The sequence below is a fragment of the Streptomyces sp. NPDC001941 genome (assembly GCF_040296945.1).
Taxonomy (GTDB): Bacteria; Actinomycetota; Actinomycetes; order Streptomycetales; family Streptomycetaceae; genus Streptomyces.
On sequence record NZ_JBEOYE010000079.1, the window covers coordinates 1 to 19,375 of the forward strand.

A 19,375-nucleotide genomic window follows, 5' to 3' on the forward strand; every position below is an offset into this window, starting at 1 on the left:
CACTGCCTACCATCGATCACCGCAAGGTCGTTCCGCTGCCGCACGACCCCCGCCTGGAGGCCCTCTTGCACCGCCGCACCGCGCTCTCCGTGTCCACCACGGTCCCCGGCGGCACGACCAGCGTCAGCCGCCCGCCCGTCATCTCCGCGTCGATCCGCAGCACCTCCTGCGTGACCACCGCTTCGCTGAGGTCGAGCGTCACGTCGCACCAGTCCGTGTCGAGCTCCAGCCGCCTCGGCACCACCCAGCGCCCGGTGCGCGTGACCGGGCTGAAGCGCTGCTCGACCCGCACCACGTCCTTGACCTCGGCCACCGCACCACCGCCCGTGCTCGACACCGGCGGCAGATCGGCGGTGAGGACGGCCAGTTGACCCACCGTACGGGCCGCGTCGGCCGCTTCGAGGCGCTCGTCCAGTTCGTCCGGCGTCAGCCGGCCGTCCCCGGCCGCGACCCGCAGCACCTCCATCGCCCGGTCGCGGTCGGCGTGCGAGGCGCGCAGCTCGGGGGCCGGCACGGTCCCCGTGGGTGTGATCTCTCCCGGCATGGTTCCGTCCTGGTCCAGTCGTCCCTCTCCGCGCGTCGCGGGCAGCGGCGCGACGGGCTGCCAGACTCACGGTATATCGCGATAGTCCTCCCGGCCAAGCCCACCGCGGCCGTACGCCACCGGCCGTACGTCACCGGCCGTACGCCACCGGGACAGCGGCCGCCCTCACGCCGTGCCCAGGGGATGGAGCTCCCCTGAAGCGCGGCGCGCAGAGGGGCGCACGCCCCGGCGCGGGTGGTGCGCCGCGCGCTGCGGCGATCAGGGCAAGATCCGCGTACTCCGCATGATCGACAGCCCGTGTGTGGACAACTGACCTGCGAGCTGTCCCCCTTCACGGCTCGCCAACAGCCGCCCCGTCCAGGGCGGTTCCCCGTCCCACGCTCGTCCCCACGAAAGGACCTGCCCATGCGCGCTCGTCGACGAGCGGCCCCCCGGGCCGCCGCCCTCTGCGCCACCGTGTTCCTCGCCCTCGGGGCGCACACCGCCACGGCGGCCGCCGACCCGAACCCACCCGCCACCGACGCCCCGGCCACGGCGGTCTCGGAGCCGCGTCCCCAGCAGCCCGGTGACGACCCTGCCACCACCCACTGGTCCTACGCCGACCCGGACGGCCACGGCACGTACAGCGTCAGCGTCGACCCCGGCAAGCGCATCACCATCACCGCCGACGAGGGGCTCCGCCCCGGCCACATGGACTGCGCTCCGGCCGCCACCCTGACCCACACCAGCAAGTCCCCCACCACGACCACGACCATCAAGTACAGCGCGTGCGGGCACAGTTCCATCACCGTGTCCCGTCCGTAGGGGCCCGTAGCCGCCGTACGTAGCAGAGAGGCCCGGGGCCGGCGAACACAGCCGGCCCCGGGCCGTACGGAATCCACCGCCTTCAACCAGCTCGACCACGTCACATCGCCAGTTACCGAAGCCGGTAATGGCCGGCAGACTGAATGCGGCCCGTTCAGCGAATTCGCGCGATGCCGCAGGACAGTCAGAACCGGCCCTCCCCATCCGGTCGAGTCGAACGCGAGCCGGCGACACGCTGCCGGGCTCGTCAACGACCTCGTCCGTCGGCGCGGGTGGCGGCGCGGCGGGTGCGGTGTTCCCGACGGTCGGTCCACCAGGTGAGGCGATCGGACGAGTCCTGCGGGAACACCGTCTGGATGGCGGTCGCCACCAGCGAGAGCAGCAGGCAGATGGCCACCCCCCACCAGGGGGCGCCCGCCAGTGCGGTTGCCAGACCGCTCACCGCGCCGACCGAGGCCGGGACCAGGTTCGGGGTGACGGCCATGCCGGGACTCCTCGCTCGAAACGGACCGCGCCGCCGCACCGGTGGCGCCCCCTCCAGCCTCGACATGGCGTGAACTGTGCGGGAGGGGGAAGAAATCGTTTCCAGCGGGGTGGTAACGGCTGTCGGGGTGGGCAGCCGGTTCCCCGCACCGTCAACGCAGGTGGGCGGGGTAGTGGGGGCCCGATGAGCGCGGTTGAGGAACAGCACGACCCCGTCCGGGAGTACGCAGCCGGTCTGCGCACGGCGGTGGCCCCCTTCCTTGCCGGGGGCGGCACCCAACGTGAGTTGGCCCGGGGCCTGACCGTGGCCCCGGCCACCCTGTCGCGTTACCTGGGCGGGGAACGCGTCGCCTCCCGGGCCGTCCTCGACGCCCTGCTCGGCTTCCTCCGGGAACGGGACCGGACCGTGGACGAGGAGGCGGCGGCCCGGCTGCGGGAGCTGTGCCAGCGCGCGCACCGTTCCAGCGGTTCCCCCGGAGTCCGGCTCACCGAAGCCCGGGGCGAGCTGGCGGCCCTGCGGGAGGAACACCGCCGGGCACTGCGGGCGGCCGAGGAGGCCTGCGCACGGCTCACCGGCGAGCGGGACGCGGCCCTGGCCCGGGCCCGTAGGGCCGAAGAGGCCGTCGAGCTGCACCAGGCGCACGTACTGGAGCAGGACAAACAACTGCGGCACTCCCAGGAGGAGAACGGCCGGAACGCCGTGGAGCTGGCCGGCGAGCGGGAACGGTCCGAGGACCGCCGGAAGGAAACCGCCGCCCTCCGCGCCCAAGTCAGGTCGCTGGAGGGGGAGGTCAGCACCCTGCGCGGGGAGAACGGGCCGCCGCCCGGCAAGCAGTACCGGACCGCCGTCGGGAACTCGGCTCGGCACGGGGGCCCGTTCGTGATGGTGGAGGGCGTTCCCGAAAGCGGGAACGGCCCCGCCACGCCCCCGGTGGCCGAGACGACCGGCGGGCCCGGGAACGGCGGCTTCGCCTGGGGGCCGGGCGGGCGGCCGAGCGACCTCGTCCTGGCCCTACGGCTGCTGCGCGGCCGGGACCTCGACGGCGAGCGGCGCTCCGAGTCCACAGTGCTCCGCGACGGCCTCGCCGTCGCCGTGCACCTGGCGCAGATCTGGCTACTGGGCGCAACTCTCTCGGCCTGCCTACGGGCACAGGACCGGCCCTCGGAGTGGGTGCTGCTCCTCTTCGCCAGTCTGGGGTTCTGCTACGCCCTGCTCTGCGGGGCCTGGGCCTACCGCCGGGCCGACTCCTACCCGGGGACGGGCATCCGCGCACCGAACACTCTGGTCACCCTGGCGGTCTGCACCGCGATCCCCGGCGGGGTGGCCGTGCCCGCCCTGCTCGACCTGGACGTCCCGGGCCGCTGGCTGGCCGAGGCAGTCGGCCTCCTGTGATCCCGCCGTCCGGGCCTCACGCCTGATGGAGGGCCGGGACCGCGCGGACGGCAGGATGGGGGCATGCAGATCAGCCCCATCGAGACCGCCGGACTGACCCTCGTCCCGCTCGCCGTGTCGCACGCCGCCGAGATGGCCGGGATCCTCGCCGATCCGGCCCTGCACTCCTTCATCGGCGGGACCCCTTGCTCGGCCGAGGAGTTGACGGCGCGGTACGAGCGCCTGGTCGCCGGTTCCCCGGACCCCGCCCAGCTCTGGTGGAACTGGGTGGTACGGCTCCGCGACGAGAACCGCCTCACCGGCACGGTGCAGGCCACGCTCACCCGTACCGACGGCGGCTGGACTGCGGAGGTCGCCTGGGTCGTCGGCACCGCCTGGCAGGGGCGCGGCATCGCGAGCGAGGCGGCGCGCGGTCTGGTCGACGGGCTGCGGGCGCAGGGGGTGCGGGACGTCCACGCCCACGTGCACCCCGAGCACACGGCCTCCGCCGCCGTGGCGAGGGCCGCCGGTCTCGCGCCGACCGACCGGGTGCGGGACGGCGAGATCAGGTGGGAGCTTCCCTGAGGGCCCAAGAAGAGCTGCCCCCGTCCCTACTCCACGACGGCGAAAGCCCCCTCGACGCGCGCGCCCCCGGGCGTGCGCCACGCACCGGCGAGGTGTCCGTGCCCACCGGCCGGCGCGCCGGGGCGCAGGACCCGGTTGACGCGGATCCGGCTGCCCGGGAGCAGCGTCAGCAGGGTGCCGTCCACGTCGTCCTCAACGGCCTTCAGCCCGGCGCACAGGGACCCCTCACCGTCGTACACCGCCGTGACGTTCCGGTCGGGCACATCGCTCAGCTGCTGGTCCTGGGCCTGGGCGCGGCCCTCGATCAGGGCGGCCAACTCGGCCACCGCGACCGGGTCGTGGCACGCGTCGTACGCGTAGCGCGTGCCCAGGACCCCGTGCTCCATGGTGCCGATGAGAGCGCCCTCGGCCCCTTCCAGCGGGGCACCCCGGTAGGACATGGGAACCAGGTACGTGACCGGCTCCACCCGCTCGTCGCCCTCCCCCGCGCCCGACACGTCGGCGATCACGGCGAACTCGATGCCCACCTCGCCCGCCGGGTCGTCCACCCGGAAGCCGCCCGCCTTCACCAGCTCCGGCCCGGCCGGACCGCCCGCGTACCAGGCTCGGGTGGGGAGCCAGGCGTGGAGCAGCTCCAGCTTCGTGGGCTTCAGGACGGTCTGGTGGATCACGGCCATGGCAGGGGCTCACTTCCGGGGCGTGCGGGCGGTACGAGGTGCGGGGGCGCCGGGCTCGCGTCCGGTACCGGTGTGGTGTGCGCCATCGTAGGACGGTGCACTGACACCACTGCCCGTGTCCCCGTGTCCCTGTGTCCCTGTATGCCCGTGTCCCCGTGTGCTGCCGCACAGGACTCGCGTGTGATGAGTGTGACGAGGACGGACCCGGCTACGGCGCCGTCATCAGCCCCGCGTTCGCCTCTCCGCCGGTGTACGACCACTGCGCCGGCAGGTCCCTGCGCGGCGGGCGCCCCGGGGCGACCACGCGGGCCAGGATGCCGAGCGTCGCCCGGAGCGCCGACTCCGGGACCATCGGGAAGATGCCGCGCTCCTGGTACCGCGGCAGAGCGCCGCTCCAGTCGTAGTACGAGACCACGTGGGTGCCCCGAGGCTGCTGCGGCGTCAAGTGGTACCCGTACCGGTGCTGTACCTGCTCCCCGCCCGCCATCCCGACGGTCCACTCGATGTGACGGGCGGGCGCGAACGCGGTGATCGTGACCTCGACGTCGTACCAGCGCGGCATCTCGTCGTTCAGCGCCGAACGGTCCATCCGTACGGTGAAGCCGTCACCGACCCTCCGTACCGGTCCGCCCCAGGCCGCCTGGAGCATGCCGGAGCTGTCGATGTCCACGTGTCCGTGCGGATCGCACAGCACAGCGAACACCTGCGCGGCAGGCGCGTCCACCACTCGCTCGGCTTCCAGCCGTTGGGTCTGCATGCTGCCACTGTGACCGGCCCCGTCGCGCCGGTCGCCGCATCCGGGCGAGCTACGCCCGAACGAGCGAACCGGCCCGGACGGGACCACGCCACCGGCCCGCGGCCGTGCGACCCCCACCCGGTCGTGTCAGGCCGGTTCCCACAGTTCGACGCGGTGGCCCTCCGGGTCGATCACCCAGCCGAAGCGCCCCACGCCTTCCATGTCCTGGGTGATCGGAAACACCGGGCGCTCGCCGAAGGCCCGGCCGACGCCGGGGCGGCAAAGAGCATGGCAGGCGGGGCCGACGGAACCGGGTAACGTAATTGTCATGTTCTTCCAGACGCCGATTTACGAGTGAGAGCGTTACGGGCCCCGCTGACGTCCTTCGACGTCACCGCCCGCCCCCACCGATGAATCCGCAGATCACTTCACGCCACCACCGGGAGAACCCGTGACCGACAGCAAGAACATCAACAACCCCGTGGGCCAGGGCGGCGGCCAGCGCAAGAAGCTGTCCCGCGCCGAACGGCAGAACAACGGTCCCCACCGCAACCTCGACCGCCAGGGTGCCGCCGACCAGAAGGCGGAGCTGGTACGCAAGATGCGCGAGAAGGTACACGCGGCCGAGGACACCGGCGAGGCGGGCGACGACACCGCACAGAGCTGACGCACCGCCGCCGCAGGGCGGCACCGCACGGAACAGGGCCCGGTCCGCGACACGCAGGCGCCGCCCGTGCCATCCGTCCTATTTGCTACATTCCGCGCCACAGGGATTCGGCGATCACAGCTGCTGAGGCGGATGCGGAGCGTGCATGGACCTCTCCATGACGGCGGGGGTGGAAACGGCGACGGCGACGGGTTTCGCCGACAGGAGCCCGGACGGGGGCGGGACGGACACCCGTGACGCCGTCGACTACGTGGACGTCGACGACCGCCTCGTCTCGACCGGTCCGCACGGCCGCGCCTCCGACAGCGGGCTGCACCACCGCACCGCCGCCACCATCCTGCTCAGCGAGGACGGCAGCCAGGTCCTGCTCTACCGGCGGCCCCTCGCCTCGCGGTTCTACCCGGGCCACCACGACGTGCTCGTCGGTGGGGCGCCCCGGGCCGGAGAAACGTACCGCCAGGCCGCCGGACGCCGGCTGGCCGAGCAGCTGCGCGTGCGGCCCGCCCTGCACGAGGTGCTGCGGCTGCGCGCCGCCACCCCGGCCGGACCCTGCCACCTCACCGTGCACCTCGCCGATCTGCACGGGCCGCTGCGGCCCGATCCGTTGCGGATCCCCCACCACGAAGTGGTCCCGCTGGTGGGGCTGCTGACGGAACCGCCGGAGCCGTTCGTGCCCACGGGGCTCGTCGTGCTCCGGCGGTTGTTCGGCTGAATCCACGCGTGCCCTGGAGTCAGCCGCTCACGGCAGCGGGATGCGCAGCACCCTTCCCGTACCGGCGCACGTGCCGCAGTCGGTGACGTAGGCCGCGCCGTCCTTGATGGTCAGGCCGCCGGGGCCGGTCAGGTCGGTGGTGACGATCTTCCGGGTGCCGTTCCGCTCGACCTTGATCAGTGCTCCGGACGGGTCGCCGGACAGCATGCCGTTGTGGGCGAGTTCGAGCACGTGGAGCGCGCCCCTGCGGTCGAACGCGAGGTCGATGATGCTCGTGAACCCGCCCGCCACGACCGTCGGTTCCTCACCCGGCACCACGCGGAACACGCTGGCCTTGCCGACCGGGAACGGGAACCCGGTGAGCTGGCCGACGTAGTACGCCCCGTCCGGGCCCACGGCCACCGCGGTGGGCACGGCCTGTGCGGTGATCTTGGTGCCGGGCGGCAGCCCGAGTTCCACGGGCGCGTCGACCTCCTGGCCCGGGAAGGCGGCCAGGGTGGAGACCCGCCCGTTCGGCGCGACGCGGACGAGCGTGTTGGCGGCCGAGTCGACCACGACCGCGCCGCTCCCCGTGACCGCCACGGAGTTGGGGTTGCCGCCGTCCGGGTCGGTCTTCGCCGCGTGCCCGGCGATGTCGGCGACCGGGACGACGCGGTTGCCCGCCGCCGTGAGCAGCCAGCCGATGTTGTGGCCCCCGGACGGCAGGGTGTCGCGCTTCGCGGGCGCGATGGCGAGGCCGGCGGTGAACACCGGGACGCCGCCGACCACCGCGACGTCCGACGGGCCGATGGCCCGCGCGCCGTCCGGTGCGGCGATCGAGGGGAGGCCCGTCACCACGCGCCGCTGGGTGCCGCGGCTGACCTTGGTGACGGCGCCGGTGGTGCCGAAGCACTCGAGTTCGGCCTGCGGCCCGGGTAAGCAGGGGCCGGGGCCCCCGACGCCGGACTCGGCGACGTACAGCGAACCGTCCGGCGCGAAGGCCAGGCCGTGCGGGTTGTCGAGGCCGGTCGCGACGGTCGTGACGCCCTGGCCGGAGCCCTGCTCGGCTTCGGCGGCGGCGGGGGTGAACAGGGTGAGCAGGATCGCGGCGCCGAGCGCCGGGGTCATGCGGGTGCGAGTGGTCACGTGAAGTCCTTCCAGAGCGGGCTCGTCCAGTGGTCGGGGCTGGGCTGGGCTTTTCTGGGTCGGGCTGGGCTCGGCCGTCGGGGCCGGGCCGGGCCCCGCCTGCCGGGCCCGGTCCGATGGCGCCGGGCGTGACGAGGGCAGGGCAGGGCACGGCCTGGTGGGGCCGGGGCCGGATCGGGCCGCGCCGGGCTGAGCCGGGCCGGGCGCGGTGCTTGATCGCGGGCCCTCAGGATCGCCGCCGCACCGCGACACGGGCGCAAGGCCGGCGATGTGCGGGATGCGGTGTGTGGGACTCGGTATGCGGGGTGCGGTACGCGGGGTGCGATATGTGGGATGTGGTGTGCAGTATGCGGGGTGCGCGCTGCGGCACACTCGGCCGCGAACTACCTTCCGGTGTCGTGCCGTTGCAGGAGGCCGACCGCCTCCTCAGAGTCCCCGGCTCCCCCGCGGCTGCCACTCCTCCGCCAGCAGGCCGAGCAGCACCTCGTCCAGGAACTCGCCCAGCACCCACGCCGAGGAGCGCAGGACACCCTCCCGTACGAAACCGTTGCGCTCGGCCGCGCGCAGCATCGCGGCGTTGTCCGCCAGGGTGTCGACCTGGAGCCGGTGCAGGCCCCGCACCACGAAGCCGTAGTGGCACAGCGTCGCGACCACGTCCGTGCTGTGCCCCCTCCCCCGGTACGACGGGCGCAGGCCCATGCCGATGTGGGCCGAGCGGCTGTGGGTGTCGATGCCCCACAGCACCGCCGAGCCCATCAGCGCACCGCTCTCCAACTCCACCACGGAGAAGGGGATGTGGCCCTGCTCGGTGTCGTCCACGAAGAGGCCCGTCGCCTTGGAACCGGGGGTGAACGGCCGCCAGGGCTTCGCCTGGGCACGCGAGTGGGAGACCACGTCGTCGTACAGCTCGGCCTGCAGCACCGGGATGTCGTCCTCGTGCCGGGCCCTGAGCCCGACCTTCTCGCCCTTCAGCATGCGCTTTTCCTATCTGACCTGGTCAGCGTCGCGCAATCGCATTCCGCGAGCCCCGCCCGGGCAGCGGCGGGCGGGGCCTGCGACCCGTCGGCCTCGACGTCCGGCGCCAACATCCGCGTCGGTGTCAGGGTCAGGGTCAGCGCCGGTGTCAGCGCACGTACGGGACCACGACCGTCACCAGCGCCGCGATCACCGCAAGGACCTCCAGCACCAGCCGGATCCACCACTGGTGGCGCTGGTACCAGAGGGGGGTCTTCTGCTCGTTCATCCTTCGCTTCCTCTCGGCCTGTCGGCTCGCCGGCTCCTGTCGGCCCGCTCCTGAGTCACCGTGCGTGACAAGCGGGGCGACTAGTGACAAGTGCCGGTAGTCGGTGACCAAGTGGCGGTAGTCTCAAGGCCATTGCTGACAACCCGCCTCTGTTGTCAGCGTTTGACTGCCGCGGTGGCCGACTCTTGACGCTTCTTGCCGTCGCTCCGTGCGACCGGGCCACCGCTGCCGGGAGCCGAGGGGAGCAGTGCGTGACCGAGGACGATCTCCCCGACGGAGCGCACGGCGCTCTGGTGAAGGCGCTCGAGGACCTTCACGAGCGCGCCGCCAAGCCCTCGTTGCGCAAGCTCGCCGAGCTGACCAAGGCGAAGGGCAGGGACGGCGAGGGCGTCAGCTACGAGACGATCCGGAAGATGCTGCTCGGCGCCGGTCTGCCCGGGTGGGACAAGTGGAAGATCGTCGTACGGCACTTATGCCTGATCGAAGGCCACCAGGACCCCTCCGCGGTGGAGCTCCACTTCCGGGACCTGTGGCGCCGGGCCCGGGCCGAGGACCCCACGCCCGGCACGACGCACTCCCCGCACCCCGAGCCGCCCCCACCCTCGCCCGTCTCCCCGCCCCCCTCCCCCTCCCCTCCCGTCTTCTCCCGCGAGACGGCCCTGCGCAACGCACGCGCCGAGGAACTGCTCACCGCCCTCTACGCCCGTGCCGAGGCCGACGCCGAGCAGATACGCGACGCCGCCCGCGCGGAGGCGGCGGCGACGGAGCCGCGGAAGGAGCGACCACCACAACCGGAAGCGCCCGGCGCCCCCCGCTCGGCAGCCCCGCACCGCCGCCTGCCCGGGTTCAGCACCCACACCCTCGCCGTGCTGGGGCTCCACGCGGCGTCCGGCCTGCTGGTGGGCATGGTGATCGGCCTGCTGGTGAAGGGCGCGGTCCTCCCCGCCACCTCGCACGAGCAGTACAACGGCGTGATCGGCGCGATCGCGGGGCTGTTCGTGGGCACGTTCGCGGGCACGGTGATCGCCAGCATGGGCGCCGCCCGGGTCGGGAAGCTCTACCTCATCCGCGAGGCGCTGGGCGGGCTCGCCGGCTGGGGCGGTTTCGCCGGGCTGTTCCTCGGGGTGTCCGCGGGGATCCAGGAGGGCAGGGTGGTCGGCGTGGCCCTGCTGACGGCCGTCGAGGGCGCTCTCTTCGGCTTCGCGCTGGGCGGGATCGTGTACGTGGTGCGGTTCCTGCACCCCGGGACGGAGGCCGCACCGGCCGACGACGTGCCCGGGCCCGCTTCCGGCCCCGGCCGCGATGCCTTCACCTCGCCGCTGGAGGCCCACCGCCTTGACTGACCCCGTCGACCGGCTCCCGGTCCTTCCCGTGTACGTCGCCGCGGACGAGTCCACGTCCATGCGGCCCTTCGCCCGCGACCTCAACGCCGGTGTCGACGCGCTGCACCGGGCGCTGCTGTCCGAGCCGATGGCGGCGGCACGCGTGCGCATCTGCCTGCTGGGCTTCGCCGACGGACCGGTCGTACGGCTGCCGCTGACCGACCTGCGGGACGTCGAGTCGATGCCCGAGCTGAAGCCGACGGGGATGACCCGGTACGGCACCCTGTTCCGGTTCCTCGCGGAGCAGATCCCGGACGACGTGGCGACCCTGCGCGAGAGCGGCCTGCGGGTGATGCGCCCGGTGGTCTTCTTCCTGACGGACGGGCTGCCGACGGACGACTGGCCCGCCGCACACCACGAGTTGACGTCCCGTCATCTCAGCAGAACAGCCCCGCACATCGTCGCCTGCGGCTTGGGCGCCGCCGACGCCCCGGTGGTGGCGGCCGTCGCCACCGAGCCGGGGTTCGGCTTCGTCCCGGGCGAGGCGCTCGACGTACCGCGGGCCGTGGACCGGTTCTTCTCCGCCCTGACGCTCAGCGTGGTGAAGTCCGCGCGGGTGCTTCCCGGCCTGGTCGTGGAAGTGCCCGAAGGCTTCCAGATCGCGATCGACGAGATCTGACGAGACCCGGTGACGGGGGACGGGGGACGGGGTCCGATGGAACCGAGGAGCGGGGCCGCCGGCGCGGCCGGCGTCGACAAGGACCGGATGGTCCTCGGCGACCGGCTCGGCGACGGCGGGCAGGGCACCGTGTACGCGGTACCGCGCCTGCGGATCAACCGGGAATGGGAGGTCGCGTACAAGGAGTACCGCCGCCCGGCCCTGGCCGCGCTCGACGCCGACGTCCTCGACGGCTTGGTCGCGCTGCTGCCCTCGCTCGACTTCGAGAGCGGACGCTGGCTCGGCGAGCACACCGCCTGGCCCGCCGCCGTGGTCCGGGAGAACGGCCGGACCGTGGGGTTCCTCATGCGGACGGCGCCGGACGCCTTCCGCCGCGAGATGGCGTTCGACCCCGGGGTCAGACGGGTGGCCGGCCTGGAGTTCCTGCTCAACTCCCCTGCGTACGTGAAGCGGGCCCTCGGCACCGACCCGTCACCGCGCCAGCGCGTACGGCTCCTGGCGAACCTCGCCCGGCTCCTCGCCGAGCTGCACGACCTGGACATCGCGGTCGGCGACCTCTCCCCGAAGAACGTGCTGTTCGCGCTCGAACCCTCGCCGCGCTGCTTCCTGATGGACTGCGACTCGGTACGGTTCCGGGGCCGCAGCGCCCTGCCCCAGGTGCAGACGCCCGGCTGGTCGCTGCCCCAGGGCGAGCCGCCCGCGACGGCGGCGGGCGACGTGTTCAAGTTCGCGCTGCTCGCCGTGCGCCTGCTCGCCGGTGACCAGGACACGCGGAAGGCCGACGCCCTGGAGGCGGTGGACCCGCGGCTGGGCCGCCTCGCCGAACGCAGCCTCAGGGCGGAGGACCCCGCCGCCCGGCCCACGGCGCGGGAGTGGCAGCGGTGCTTGGAGGAGGCGACCGGGCGGACCCGGACGGGTACCAAGACCGGGACCGGGACCGGGACCGGGACCGGGACGGCGTCCGCGGCCCGGAAGGGGGCGGGGGCCGCGGGCGGCACCACGGCGAAGGGGAAGGACCAGAAGTCCGCCGCCTCCGCACCGCCCCCCGCCTCCGCACCGTCCCCCGCCCGTGCCACCTCCGGCACCACCGGCTACCTGGGCTGCGTCCTCGTGATGGCGCTGCTGGTGACGGGGGTCCTGGTCGGCATCGTCCTGCTGGCGCGCTGACCGGCCGGGGCCGACCAGGGCCGACCGGGGTCGCCCGGGGGCGGTGGCTACCCCTGCCGCCCCGCCGCCTCCGGGACCGCCACCAGCTCCTGCGCGTCGGGCCCGTCCTGTCCGCCCCTCGTCGCCCGGTGGCGCAGGTAGTCCTTCAGCTCCTGCTTCACCGTCGGTGCCATCAGGTACAGGCCGAAGATGTTGATCAGCGCCAGGACGAACAGCAGCGCGTCCGCCAGGTCGAGCACCGCGCCCAGGGTGAGCACCGAGCCCAGGACCACGCAGCCGATCGTGACCAGCTTGAAGGCGAGGTCGCTGCGCCCGCCCGCGCCGAACACGCCCTCCCAGCACTTCTGTCCGTAGTACGACCAGGTCACCGTCGTCGACAGCGCGAACAGCACCACCGCCACGGTGAGCACGTACGGGAACCAGGGCAGCACCGACGCGAACGCCGCCGACGTCAGCTCCACGCCCTCCGCACGGCCCGCCGCCCTGGCGGCCGCGTACTCCGGCGGGTTGGCGACGATGATGGCGAGCGCGGTCATGGTGCAGACGATGACCGTGTCGATGAGCGGGCCGAGCATCGACACCAGGCCGCCCGACGCGGGGTGGCGGGTCTTCGCGGCGGCCTGGACGATGGGCGCGGAGCCGAGGCCCGCCTCGTTGGAGAAGGCCGCGCGGGTGAAGCCGACGACCATGACACCGATCACGCCGCCCGCGCCCGCCGCCGGGTCGAACGCCTCGCGGACGATCAGCTGGAACGCGCCCGGCAGCGCACTGGCGTTCACGGCCAGGACGATCACGCAGCCGATCAGATAGACGACCGCCATCAGCGGCACGAGCCTGCCGACCACCGCGCCCAGGCGCTTGGCCCCGCCCAGCAGGATCACGCCGATCAGCACCGCGATGACGACGCCGATGCCCAGGCCCGCGGCCGAGCCGCCGAGGACCCCGCTGTCGCCGCCCGTCACCGAACGCAGCTGCGCCACCGTCTGGTTGACCTGGAACATGTTGCCGCCGGTCAGGCCGAACACGATGATGATCGGCGCGAAGGCGACGGCAAGCACCCGGCCGAGGCGCGCGAAGCCGCGGTCCGCGAGGCCCCTGCGCAGGTAGTGCATCGGACCGCCGGAGACCGTGCCGTCCTCGTTGACCTCGCGGTACTTCACGCCGAGCGTGCACTCGGCGAACTTCAGCGCCATGCCGAGCAGGCCGCACACGATCATCCAGAACGTCGCGCCGGGGCCGCCGACGCTGACCGCGACGGCGACGCCCGCGATGTTGCCGAGGCCGACCGTGCCCGCGCAGGCGGCCATCAGTGCCTGGAACTGGGTGACTTCGCCCGGCGCGTCGGCGTCCTCTCCCGAGCCGCGCCGCCGGGTGATCTCGTACGCGAGCCTGAGGCCCCGGATCTGGACGGCGCCCAGGTACACGGTGAAGACGATGCCGCCGACGAGCAGCCACGCGACGATGAGCGGGACGCCGACACCGCCGATCGGGACCTCGAAGAAGATCACCTTCGAGACGGCGTCGGTGAGGGGCTGGACGAACTGGTTGACGGCGTCCTCGATGCCGGAGACGACTCCGCCCGCGGCGAGTGCGACGGGGCTGCTGGACACGGGCATGGGCGGAACCTCCGGGGCGGGGGCTGCGGAGCCAAGGGGTCACGGGGTCACGGGGCACTACGGGGCTGAGGGGGGTGCGGAGCTACGGGGCCGGGGTTGCTGGGCTACGGGACGGCAAGGGCCGTCAGCGGCGCCGGTCCTCGCCGCTGCGTTCGAGCGCGGCGAGGATCTTGGGCGCGAGGAGCTCCGCCCCGGTGTCGCCCATGGTGACCACGACGTCCCCGGGGCTGACGAGCGACGACACGAAGCCCGGTGCCGCCTCGGCGTCGCGCAGGGCGAAGGCGCAGGACCCGGCGGACACGGCGGCGTCGACGACGGTCTCGCTGGTGATCGCGGTCGCGGCCGTCCCCTGGGGACGGGGGCCGGCCCCGGAGGGGTCCAGGACGAGCGAGGCGTCGGCCAGCGTGAGCGCGTGGCCCATGGCCGTGCCCAGGTGTTGTTCGCCGTACGCGCGCCCGGGCTGGTAGACCGCGAGCAGGGGCGCGCCCCGCGTCATCTCGCGCAGGGCCTGGAGGTCGGCGGCCATCTCGGTCGGGTGCCGGGCGTCCGACCGGACGACCGTGACGCCGCCCGCCTCGCCGTGTGGCGTGAGGCCGCGGTCCGTGCCGCGCGGCCTGCCCAGGGCGTTGGCGAACTCGGCGGTGTCGAGGCCGAGGGCGTGCCCGGCGGCGAGCGCCGCGACGGCACGGTGGGTATCCGGCAGGCGCGCCGTGTCGTCACCGGTGGCAGGGACGGTGAAGTCGACGGTGTCGCCGGCGGCGACGACGCGGATGCGGAGGGTGGGCCCGTAGGTGACGGCGTCGAGGACGCGCACGTCGGCGCCCTCGGAGAAGCCGTACGTGACGACCCGCGTCGACGCCGCGGAGCGCAGGTAGCGCGTCAGGCGGCGGCTGAGCGGGGAGTCCGCGGAGACGACCCACGCGCCGCTGGGGGCGACCCGGTCCAGGCACTCCTTGAAGGTGTGGCGCTCGGCGTGGGTGCGGTGGGCGACCTCGGCGTCCAGGACGAGCGTGACCTCGGGGGCGAGCGGCGTGGCGCAGCGGTCGCCCTCGTCGGCCGTGACGACGGAGAAGGGGCGGGGACCGGCGGACCGCACCGGTCTCGTCCGCGAGAGCGCGGCGGCGAGCGCCGAGGCGGCGCGGGCCCTGCCGCGGGTACCGACCACCACGATCAGACGGGTGTCCTGGGCCCGGGATCCGGACGGGGGAGGGCTGAGGGAGCTGTGGGGCACGGGAGCCTCCTGGGGCACGGGTCCGCCGCCTGGCCACAGGACCCGGTCGGCACCGATAGGTCTGACTTGTCCATGAGTGTGTGGAACAGGGGATTTGGTCCGCGTTAAGACGCCGGATTCCGGACCGCGCGCACGGCCGGGGCGGCTACCGGGGCGCCGGAGCGGCTAGGCGCGTGCGGCCAGCACGGTGATCGGTGCGCTGAGCGCGTCCGCCGGGTCCCCGGTGGTGAGCAGGACGAGGTACGTACCCGGCGGTACGGGGGGCACGGTGAAGGCCGCCTGCCGCTGCTGGGGCCCGATGCCCTCCGCCAGTACCGCGACCTCGGTGATCCGCCAGCAGTCCTCGTACACCAGCAGGACGTCGACGGGGTGGCGCACGATCCCGTCCAGGGACCAGATCACGCTGTGGTGCCCGCCCGCGCGCCAGACGGTGCCGGCGGCGGGGTGGGTGACCCGGAACGGGGCGGTGGGCGGGAAGGACCGTTCGAGCGCGGCCTCGACGGGCCCGGCGGTGGAGCACCTGCCGTAGGCGCAGCGAAGCCTGCGGAACCTCGCTCTGAGGGCGGCACAGAGCCGGTTTCCCATCTCTCCACTCCTTCGCTCGACCCGCCGACGGACGGCGGGCGGGAGGGCGCGGCGGAGGCGGCAGCAGTCGCTGGGTGCCGCCTCCGCCACGCGGTCAGGTCCGGGGTGCGTCCGCGGACCTGGGAGTCACCCGGGTCAGGAGCTCGGCTGGGCCGGGGTGGTGGAGGTACCGGAGCCGGGCTTCACGGTCTCGCCACCGCCGTCGACCTTCTTCACCGGCGGCGTCTTGACCGGCGGGGTCTTCACCGGCGGAGTGGTCGGCTTACCGAAACCGGGCTTCACCGTCTCGCCCCCACCGCCCACCTTCTTCACCGGCGGCGTCTTCACCGGCGGCGTCTTCACCGGCGGCGTCTTCACCGGCGGCGTCTTCACCGGCGGCGTCTTGACCGGCGGCGTCTGCGCGGAGGGCTTCTTGACCGGCGCCTTCTGGGCCTGCGGCTTGTGGGTGTGCGCCTTCTGGGCGACCGGCTTCGCGAGCTTGAAGGCAACGTTTCCGTTCGCCTTCTTCACCGTCGCGGAGGCGGAGCCGAGGGCCACCTTCTTCGCCGGCTTCGACGGGGTGCCGGCGGGAACCTTGATGGTCGTGCTGTACGACGCCGTGGAGGGCTTGGCGTGCTTGGCCGCCTTCTTGGCCTCGTTGACGCTGGCCTTCTTCGTCTGGGCCTTGGCCGCAACGGCGGGCTTGGCGTGCTTCGCCACCTTCTTGGCCTTGTTGACACCGACCTTCTTCGCCTGGGCCTTGGCCTTGGCCACGTCGACGGGCGTGCCGAGGGACCCGGCCGGACGAGCCGTGTTCGGGTCCTTGACCGGAACCGACTGGCCGGACCCGTTTCCACCCTGCATTCCGTCGGACTGAGTCGCAGAGGCAACCCCGCCCAGGACGACGGTTCCACCCATGACGGTGGCGGCGGCGATTGCAATGCGCTTGCTGGCCTTCACGTTGAGCTCCTTGTTCGCAGTGCTGCTCTGACACCGAGAAAGCTACTGAAGGCGGCATTTCAACCATGTCTGTAAGAAATCGTCTGCTCGATTTACGCAACCCTTAGGGGCAGGGCTCACCCAAAGTCACACCATCTGTGAAATCTCTACGCTTGGAACGTCAACTTGCTTTCGGATCTTGCACTTTGGGGCAGGCCCCGGCATTTACAAGGCCAGCCAATTTCCACTCCTGCGCACATAGGAACCGTTTTCATGAGCGCTCACAGCAAGCACCGGAAAGCCCCCGTTAACCCAGCGTTCACCTGACTACTCTGCGATTTCTCAGAAGCCTCTTATAAAACATCGGTCAAATATCTGCGCACATAACTTGAGCCATCGCCCGAAGGACGACCGCCAGCGATCCTGGATTCCCCCTTGACCTACATAGCGATGTTCCCGACCGAGTCCGAGGCAGTGGAACTCGTCGGCCGCCTCACGGCGGCCCGCGCCTCCTCGCTCGACCGACTCTCCCAACACCTCTGCGACGTGAGGATGTTGCTGGACCAGGAGGAACGGACCGTCTGGTGGGTGACGCGGGCGGAGATCGGCTGGGTCATCGAGAGCACCCCGCCGGGCGAGGCCCTGGACCGGGTGAACGAACTGGCGGGGCCGGACTGGGCGGCGCCCCCTTCCGCCCTCTTCGACTACCACCGCGTCCTCAACATGCTCCTCCCCTCCGGGGGTTCGCGGCGCGGGTGAGGCGTGCGGTGAGGCGCTCGGCGGGACGCCCGGGCGCGGTGCGCGCGGGGCGGCTGCGACCTGGGGTTACTGTCGATGTCATGACAGCTGACTCCCTGCGCTCGGTCACCATCGAGCGAACCGGCCCCGGCCAGTTCACCGCGACCAACTCCCGCGGTGGCACGGTCACCTTCGGCACCGGCTCCGGCGAGGGCTTCACGCCCGTGGAGCTGTTCCTCGCCGCGATCGGCGGCTGCTCGGCGGCCGACGTCGACGTGGCCACCACCCGCCACGCCGAGCCCGACACCTTCTCCCTCACCGTCGACGGCCACAAGGTCGAGGACGAGGGCGGCAACCGCATGACGGACCTGGAGGTCACCTTCACCGTCCGCTTCCCGGAGGGCGGGACCGGCGACCGCGCCCGGGCGATCCTGCCGCGTGCCGTGAAGACCTCGCACGACAAGCTCTGCACGGTGAGCCGTACGGTCGAGGCGGGCACCCCGGTCACGACGAAGATCGTCGACTGACCGGGGACGAGCCGGAATGACGGGTGGTCACCGCTGATCGCACCCGGCGACCACCACCAAGACGGCAGTCGGCCGCCCGGTTTCCCGGGCGGCCGACTGCGTCACACCTCCTGCCCCTCCCCCACGTCGGAGCAGGTACTCGGAGCAAGTACTCGGAGCAGTCACACGGTCAGCGGCCCGCGCCGCCCCCCTTGCGCCGCCAGGCCACCACCGCGTACCCGACCAGCAGTACGGCGGTGAAGGCGAGGCCGACGCCCGCCGCCTGGCGCATGTCCGGGACCTCGATCGCGGTGGCGGCGACGGCGAGCACCCCGGCGCCGGCCAGCACGGCGAGCTTCGGGCCGCCGGGGACGCTGAAGCCGGTGAACTCGGCCGGGTGGGCGTCGCGGTGGCGGCGGAAGGCGATGTACGAGGCGAGGATCAGCAGCCAGACGAGCAGCACCGCGAAGAGCGCGATGGACATCAGGATGCCGAAGATGCCGCCGACGTCGTAGAAGGCGAGCAGCGCGGCGACCGCGATGCCCAGGGTGGAGGCGGCCAGGGCCGCGGCCGGGACGCCTCGGGAGGTGAGGCGGGCCAGCGGGGCCGGGGCCAGGCCGTCGTCGCCGAGCGAGTGCAGCAGCCGGGAGGCGCCGTACAGGTGGGCGTTGGCGGCGGAGACGGCGGCGATGAGCACCACGAGGTTGGTCAGGGTCGCGGCGGCGGGCACGCCGATGTCGGAGAAGACGCGGACGAACGGGCTCGCCTCGACGCTGCCGTCGCCGCCGGCCAGCCGCTTCCACGGGATGAGGGCCGTCACCAGGGTGATGGACAGGACGTAGAACACGCTGAGCCGCCAGGCGAGCTGGCGCATCGCGGTGCGGATGGTGCGCTGCGGGTCGGTGGCCTCGGCGGAGGCGATGGCGACGACCTCGAACCCGGCGTACGCGAACATCACCACGGACATGGCGATCCAGACGGACTTGGCGCCGTGCGGCACGAAGCCGCCGTCGTCGGTGAGGTGGGCGAAGCCGGTGGCCTCGGTGTCGGGCAGGCCGAAGAAGACCAGGAAGGCGGCGCACAGGATGAACGCGCAGAGGGCGGTCACCTTGATGGTGGAGAGCCAGAACTCGGTGGTGCCGAAGGACTTGACGTTGATGACGTTCACCGCGAGGACCACCGCCGCGACCGCGAGGATGGCGACGCCCATCGGGACGCCGGGCCACCACCAGCGGATGTAGAGCGCGGAGGCGACGACCTCGGTGCCGATGACGACGACGGCGCTGAACCAGTAGGTCCAGCGGGTGACGAAACCGGCCCAGGGGCCGAGGTACTTGTGCGCGATGGCGCCGAACGAGCCCTGGACCGGGTGGGCCGCGGACATCTCGCCGAGCAGGACCGCGATGACGGCGACCAGGACGGCACCGATCGCGTACGAGATGATCACCGCGGGCCCGGCGGCGGATATCGCGGAGCCGGAGCCGAGGAAGAGGCCGGTGCCGAGCGCCGAGCCCAGGCCGATCATGGTGGTCTGGCGGGGGGTGAGCGAGCGGACCAGGCCCCGGCCCTCGGGCGCGTCGGCGGGTGCGGGCGGTGCGGCGGGTGCGGGTCTTTCCGGAGCAGCCATGGCGGGGACGTCCTTCTCTGCGGTGGTGCGCGGTGGGA

General features: G+C 72.8%; 21 protein-coding genes and 1 pseudogene. 10 read left to right on the top strand and 12 right to left on the bottom strand.

Features of this window, described 5'->3' with window-relative positions:
* Positions 1–16: 16 nt before the first annotated feature.
* Entirely contained in the window at positions 17–544 is a 528-nt protein-coding gene (locus tag ABT160_RS35735; RefSeq protein WP_351652151.1) for a DUF1707 SHOCT-like domain-containing protein, read from the bottom strand.
* Between the two features lie 405 nt (positions 545–949).
* Here ABT160_RS35735 and ABT160_RS35740 point away from each other — a divergent pair, with 405 nt between their 5' ends.
* Positions 950–1,348 (top strand): hypothetical protein, encoded by a 399-nt coding sequence (locus ABT160_RS35740; protein WP_351652152.1) that lies wholly within the window; start codon positions 950–952, stop codon positions 1,346–1,348.
* 247 nt (positions 1,349–1,595) lie between these two features.
* On the opposite strand, the gene ABT160_RS35745 is transcribed toward ABT160_RS35740, so the two are convergent.
* Positions 1,596–1,832 carry a hypothetical protein gene (locus tag ABT160_RS35745; protein ID WP_351652153.1) on the bottom strand — a complete coding sequence of 79 codons (237 nt, stop codon included), beginning with the start codon at positions 1,830–1,832 and terminating at the stop codon, positions 1,596–1,598.
* A gap of 183 nt (positions 1,833–2,015) precedes the next feature.
* On the opposite strand from ABT160_RS35745, the gene ABT160_RS35750 reads away from it, so the two are divergent.
* Positions 2,016–3,224: a helix-turn-helix domain-containing protein gene (locus ABT160_RS35750; RefSeq protein WP_351652154.1), complete on the top strand. Its 1,209-nt coding sequence runs from the start codon at positions 2,016–2,018 to the stop codon at positions 3,222–3,224.
* Between the two features lie 63 nt (positions 3,225–3,287).
* Positions 3,288–3,788 (top strand): GNAT family N-acetyltransferase, encoded by a 501-nt coding sequence (locus ABT160_RS35755; protein ID WP_351652155.1) that lies wholly within the window; start codon positions 3,288–3,290, stop codon positions 3,786–3,788.
* Between the two features lie 26 nt (positions 3,789–3,814).
* Here the strand turns inward: ABT160_RS35755 and ABT160_RS35760 are convergent, their stop codons facing one another.
* From ABT160_RS35760 to ABT160_RS35770, 3 genes and pseudogenes are all read right to left on the bottom strand, one after another.
* Positions 3,815–4,465 carry a maltokinase N-terminal cap-like domain-containing protein gene (locus tag ABT160_RS35760; RefSeq protein WP_351652156.1) on the bottom strand — a complete coding sequence of 217 codons (651 nt, stop codon included), beginning with the start codon at positions 4,463–4,465 and terminating at the stop codon, positions 3,815–3,817.
* A 208-nt stretch (positions 4,466–4,673) separates the two neighbouring features.
* The gene (locus ABT160_RS35765) at positions 4,674–5,222 is read right to left on the bottom strand and encodes an SRPBCC family protein (protein ID WP_351652157.1); all 549 of its coding nucleotides are present in this window, start codon (positions 5,220–5,222) and stop codon (positions 4,674–4,676) included.
* Between the two features lie 126 nt (positions 5,223–5,348).
* Positions 5,349–5,432: pseudogene (locus ABT160_RS35770) on the bottom strand (VOC family protein); the annotation flags it as partial.
* Positions 5,433–5,652: 220 nt separating this feature from the next.
* Between ABT160_RS35770 and ABT160_RS35775 the strand changes: the two are divergent.
* Both ABT160_RS35775 and ABT160_RS35780 read left to right on the top strand, forming a co-directional pair.
* Entirely contained in the window at positions 5,653–5,868 is a 216-nt protein-coding gene (locus tag ABT160_RS35775) for a DUF6243 family protein (protein ID WP_351652158.1), read from the top strand.
* A 145-nt stretch (positions 5,869–6,013) separates the two neighbouring features.
* Complete coding sequence (locus ABT160_RS35780) at positions 6,014–6,580, top strand: NUDIX domain-containing protein (RefSeq protein WP_351652159.1); 567 nt, start codon at positions 6,014–6,016, stop codon at positions 6,578–6,580.
* A 27-nt stretch (positions 6,581–6,607) separates the two neighbouring features.
* Here the strand turns inward: ABT160_RS35780 and ABT160_RS35785 are convergent, their stop codons facing one another.
* Positions 6,608–7,705 carry a ScyD/ScyE family protein gene (locus tag ABT160_RS35785; RefSeq protein WP_351652160.1) on the bottom strand — a complete coding sequence of 366 codons (1,098 nt, stop codon included), beginning with the start codon at positions 7,703–7,705 and terminating at the stop codon, positions 6,608–6,610.
* A 426-nt stretch (positions 7,706–8,131) separates the two neighbouring features.
* The gene (locus ABT160_RS35790; protein ID WP_351652161.1) at positions 8,132–8,680 is read right to left on the bottom strand and encodes a GNAT family N-acetyltransferase; all 549 of its coding nucleotides are present in this window, start codon (positions 8,678–8,680) and stop codon (positions 8,132–8,134) included.
* Between the two features lie 519 nt (positions 8,681–9,199).
* Between ABT160_RS35790 and ABT160_RS35795 the strand changes: the two genes are divergently transcribed.
* Genes ABT160_RS35795 through ABT160_RS35805 form a run of 3 tightly spaced genes read left to right on the top strand, consistent with a single transcriptional unit; the run spans position 9,200 to position 12,116 of the window.
* Positions 9,200–10,291, top strand: coding sequence for a hypothetical protein (locus tag ABT160_RS35795; RefSeq protein ID WP_351652162.1), 1,092 nt, complete (start codon positions 9,200–9,202; stop codon positions 10,289–10,291).
* Positions 10,284–10,949 (top strand): vWA domain-containing protein, encoded by a 666-nt coding sequence (locus ABT160_RS35800; RefSeq protein ID WP_351652163.1) that lies wholly within the window; start codon positions 10,284–10,286, stop codon positions 10,947–10,949. The genes ABT160_RS35795 and ABT160_RS35800 overlap by 8 nt, the downstream gene beginning before the upstream one ends.
* Before the next feature lie 36 nt (positions 10,950–10,985).
* Positions 10,986–12,116, top strand: coding sequence for a hypothetical protein (locus tag ABT160_RS35805; RefSeq protein ID WP_351652164.1), 1,131 nt, complete (start codon positions 10,986–10,988; stop codon positions 12,114–12,116).
* 47 nt (positions 12,117–12,163) lie between these two features.
* Here ABT160_RS35805 and ABT160_RS35810 read toward each other — a convergent pair whose 3' ends face one another.
* From ABT160_RS35810 to ABT160_RS35825, 4 genes are all read right to left on the bottom strand, one after another.
* Positions 12,164–13,732 carry an alanine/glycine:cation symporter family protein gene (locus ABT160_RS35810; protein ID WP_351652165.1) on the bottom strand — a complete coding sequence of 523 codons (1,569 nt, stop codon included), beginning with the start codon at positions 13,730–13,732 and terminating at the stop codon, positions 12,164–12,166.
* A 124-nt stretch (positions 13,733–13,856) separates the two neighbouring features.
* The gene (locus ABT160_RS35815) at positions 13,857–14,963 is read right to left on the bottom strand and encodes a glutamate ligase domain-containing protein (protein WP_351652166.1); all 1,107 of its coding nucleotides are present in this window, start codon (positions 14,961–14,963) and stop codon (positions 13,857–13,859) included.
* 165 nt (positions 14,964–15,128) lie between these two features.
* The gene (locus tag ABT160_RS35820) at positions 15,129–15,548 is read right to left on the bottom strand and encodes a GPI anchored serine-threonine rich family protein (RefSeq protein ID WP_351652167.1); all 420 of its coding nucleotides are present in this window, start codon (positions 15,546–15,548) and stop codon (positions 15,129–15,131) included.
* A gap of 135 nt (positions 15,549–15,683) precedes the next feature.
* Positions 15,684–16,487, bottom strand: a complete 804-nt coding sequence (locus tag ABT160_RS35825; RefSeq protein WP_351652168.1) for a hypothetical protein — start codon at positions 16,485–16,487, stop codon at positions 15,684–15,686.
* Between the two features lie 414 nt (positions 16,488–16,901).
* Between ABT160_RS35825 and ABT160_RS35830 the strand changes: the two genes are divergently transcribed.
* Complete coding sequence (locus ABT160_RS35830) at positions 16,902–17,225, top strand: hypothetical protein (protein WP_351652169.1); 324 nt, start codon at positions 16,902–16,904, stop codon at positions 17,223–17,225.
* Positions 17,226–17,305: 80 nt separating this feature from the next.
* Positions 17,306–17,731, top strand: a complete 426-nt coding sequence (locus tag ABT160_RS35835) for an OsmC family protein (RefSeq protein ID WP_351652170.1) — start codon at positions 17,306–17,308, stop codon at positions 17,729–17,731.
* 169 nt (positions 17,732–17,900) lie between these two features.
* Here ABT160_RS35835 and ABT160_RS35840 read toward each other — a convergent pair whose 3' ends face one another.
* Positions 17,901–19,337, bottom strand: coding sequence for an amino acid permease (locus ABT160_RS35840; RefSeq protein WP_351652171.1), 1,437 nt, complete (start codon positions 19,335–19,337; stop codon positions 17,901–17,903).
* Positions 19,338–19,375 lie beyond the last annotated feature (38 nt).

Excerpts from the sequence above, each read along its gene's own strand:
- ABT160_RS35750 (WP_351652154.1), top strand. The coding sequence starts at position 2,016 with ATGAGCGCGGTTGAGGAACAGCACGACCCCGTCCGGGAGTACGCAGCC.
- ABT160_RS35745 (WP_351652153.1), bottom strand. The coding sequence starts at position 1,832 with ATGGCCGTCACCCCGAACCTGGTCCCGGCCTCGGTCGGCGCGGTGAGC.
- ABT160_RS35835 (WP_351652170.1), top strand. The coding sequence starts at position 17,306 with ATGACAGCTGACTCCCTGCGCTCGGTCACCATCGAGCGAACCGGCCCC.
- ABT160_RS35780 (WP_351652159.1), top strand. The coding sequence starts at position 6,014 with ATGGACCTCTCCATGACGGCGGGGGTGGAAACGGCGACGGCGACGGGT.
- ABT160_RS35735 (WP_351652151.1), bottom strand. The coding sequence starts at position 544 with ATGCCGGGAGAGATCACACCCACGGGGACCGTGCCGGCCCCCGAGCTG.
- ABT160_RS35790 (WP_351652161.1), bottom strand. The coding sequence starts at position 8,680 with ATGCTGAAGGGCGAGAAGGTCGGGCTCAGGGCCCGGCACGAGGACGAC.
- ABT160_RS35760 (WP_351652156.1), bottom strand. The coding sequence starts at position 4,465 with ATGGCCGTGATCCACCAGACCGTCCTGAAGCCCACGAAGCTGGAGCTG.
- ABT160_RS35840 (WP_351652171.1), bottom strand. The coding sequence starts at position 19,337 with ATGGCTGCTCCGGAAAGACCCGCACCCGCCGCACCGCCCGCACCCGCC.
- ABT160_RS35820 (WP_351652167.1), bottom strand. The coding sequence starts at position 15,548 with ATGGGAAACCGGCTCTGTGCCGCCCTCAGAGCGAGGTTCCGCAGGCTT.
- ABT160_RS35805 (WP_351652164.1), top strand. The coding sequence starts at position 10,986 with ATGGAACCGAGGAGCGGGGCCGCCGGCGCGGCCGGCGTCGACAAGGAC.
- ABT160_RS35765 (WP_351652157.1), bottom strand. The coding sequence starts at position 5,222 with ATGCAGACCCAACGGCTGGAAGCCGAGCGAGTGGTGGACGCGCCTGCC.
- ABT160_RS35755 (WP_351652155.1), top strand. The coding sequence starts at position 3,288 with ATGCAGATCAGCCCCATCGAGACCGCCGGACTGACCCTCGTCCCGCTC.
- ABT160_RS35740 (WP_351652152.1), top strand. The coding sequence starts at position 950 with ATGCGCGCTCGTCGACGAGCGGCCCCCCGGGCCGCCGCCCTCTGCGCC.
- ABT160_RS35810 (WP_351652165.1), bottom strand. The coding sequence starts at position 13,732 with ATGCCCGTGTCCAGCAGCCCCGTCGCACTCGCCGCGGGCGGAGTCGTC.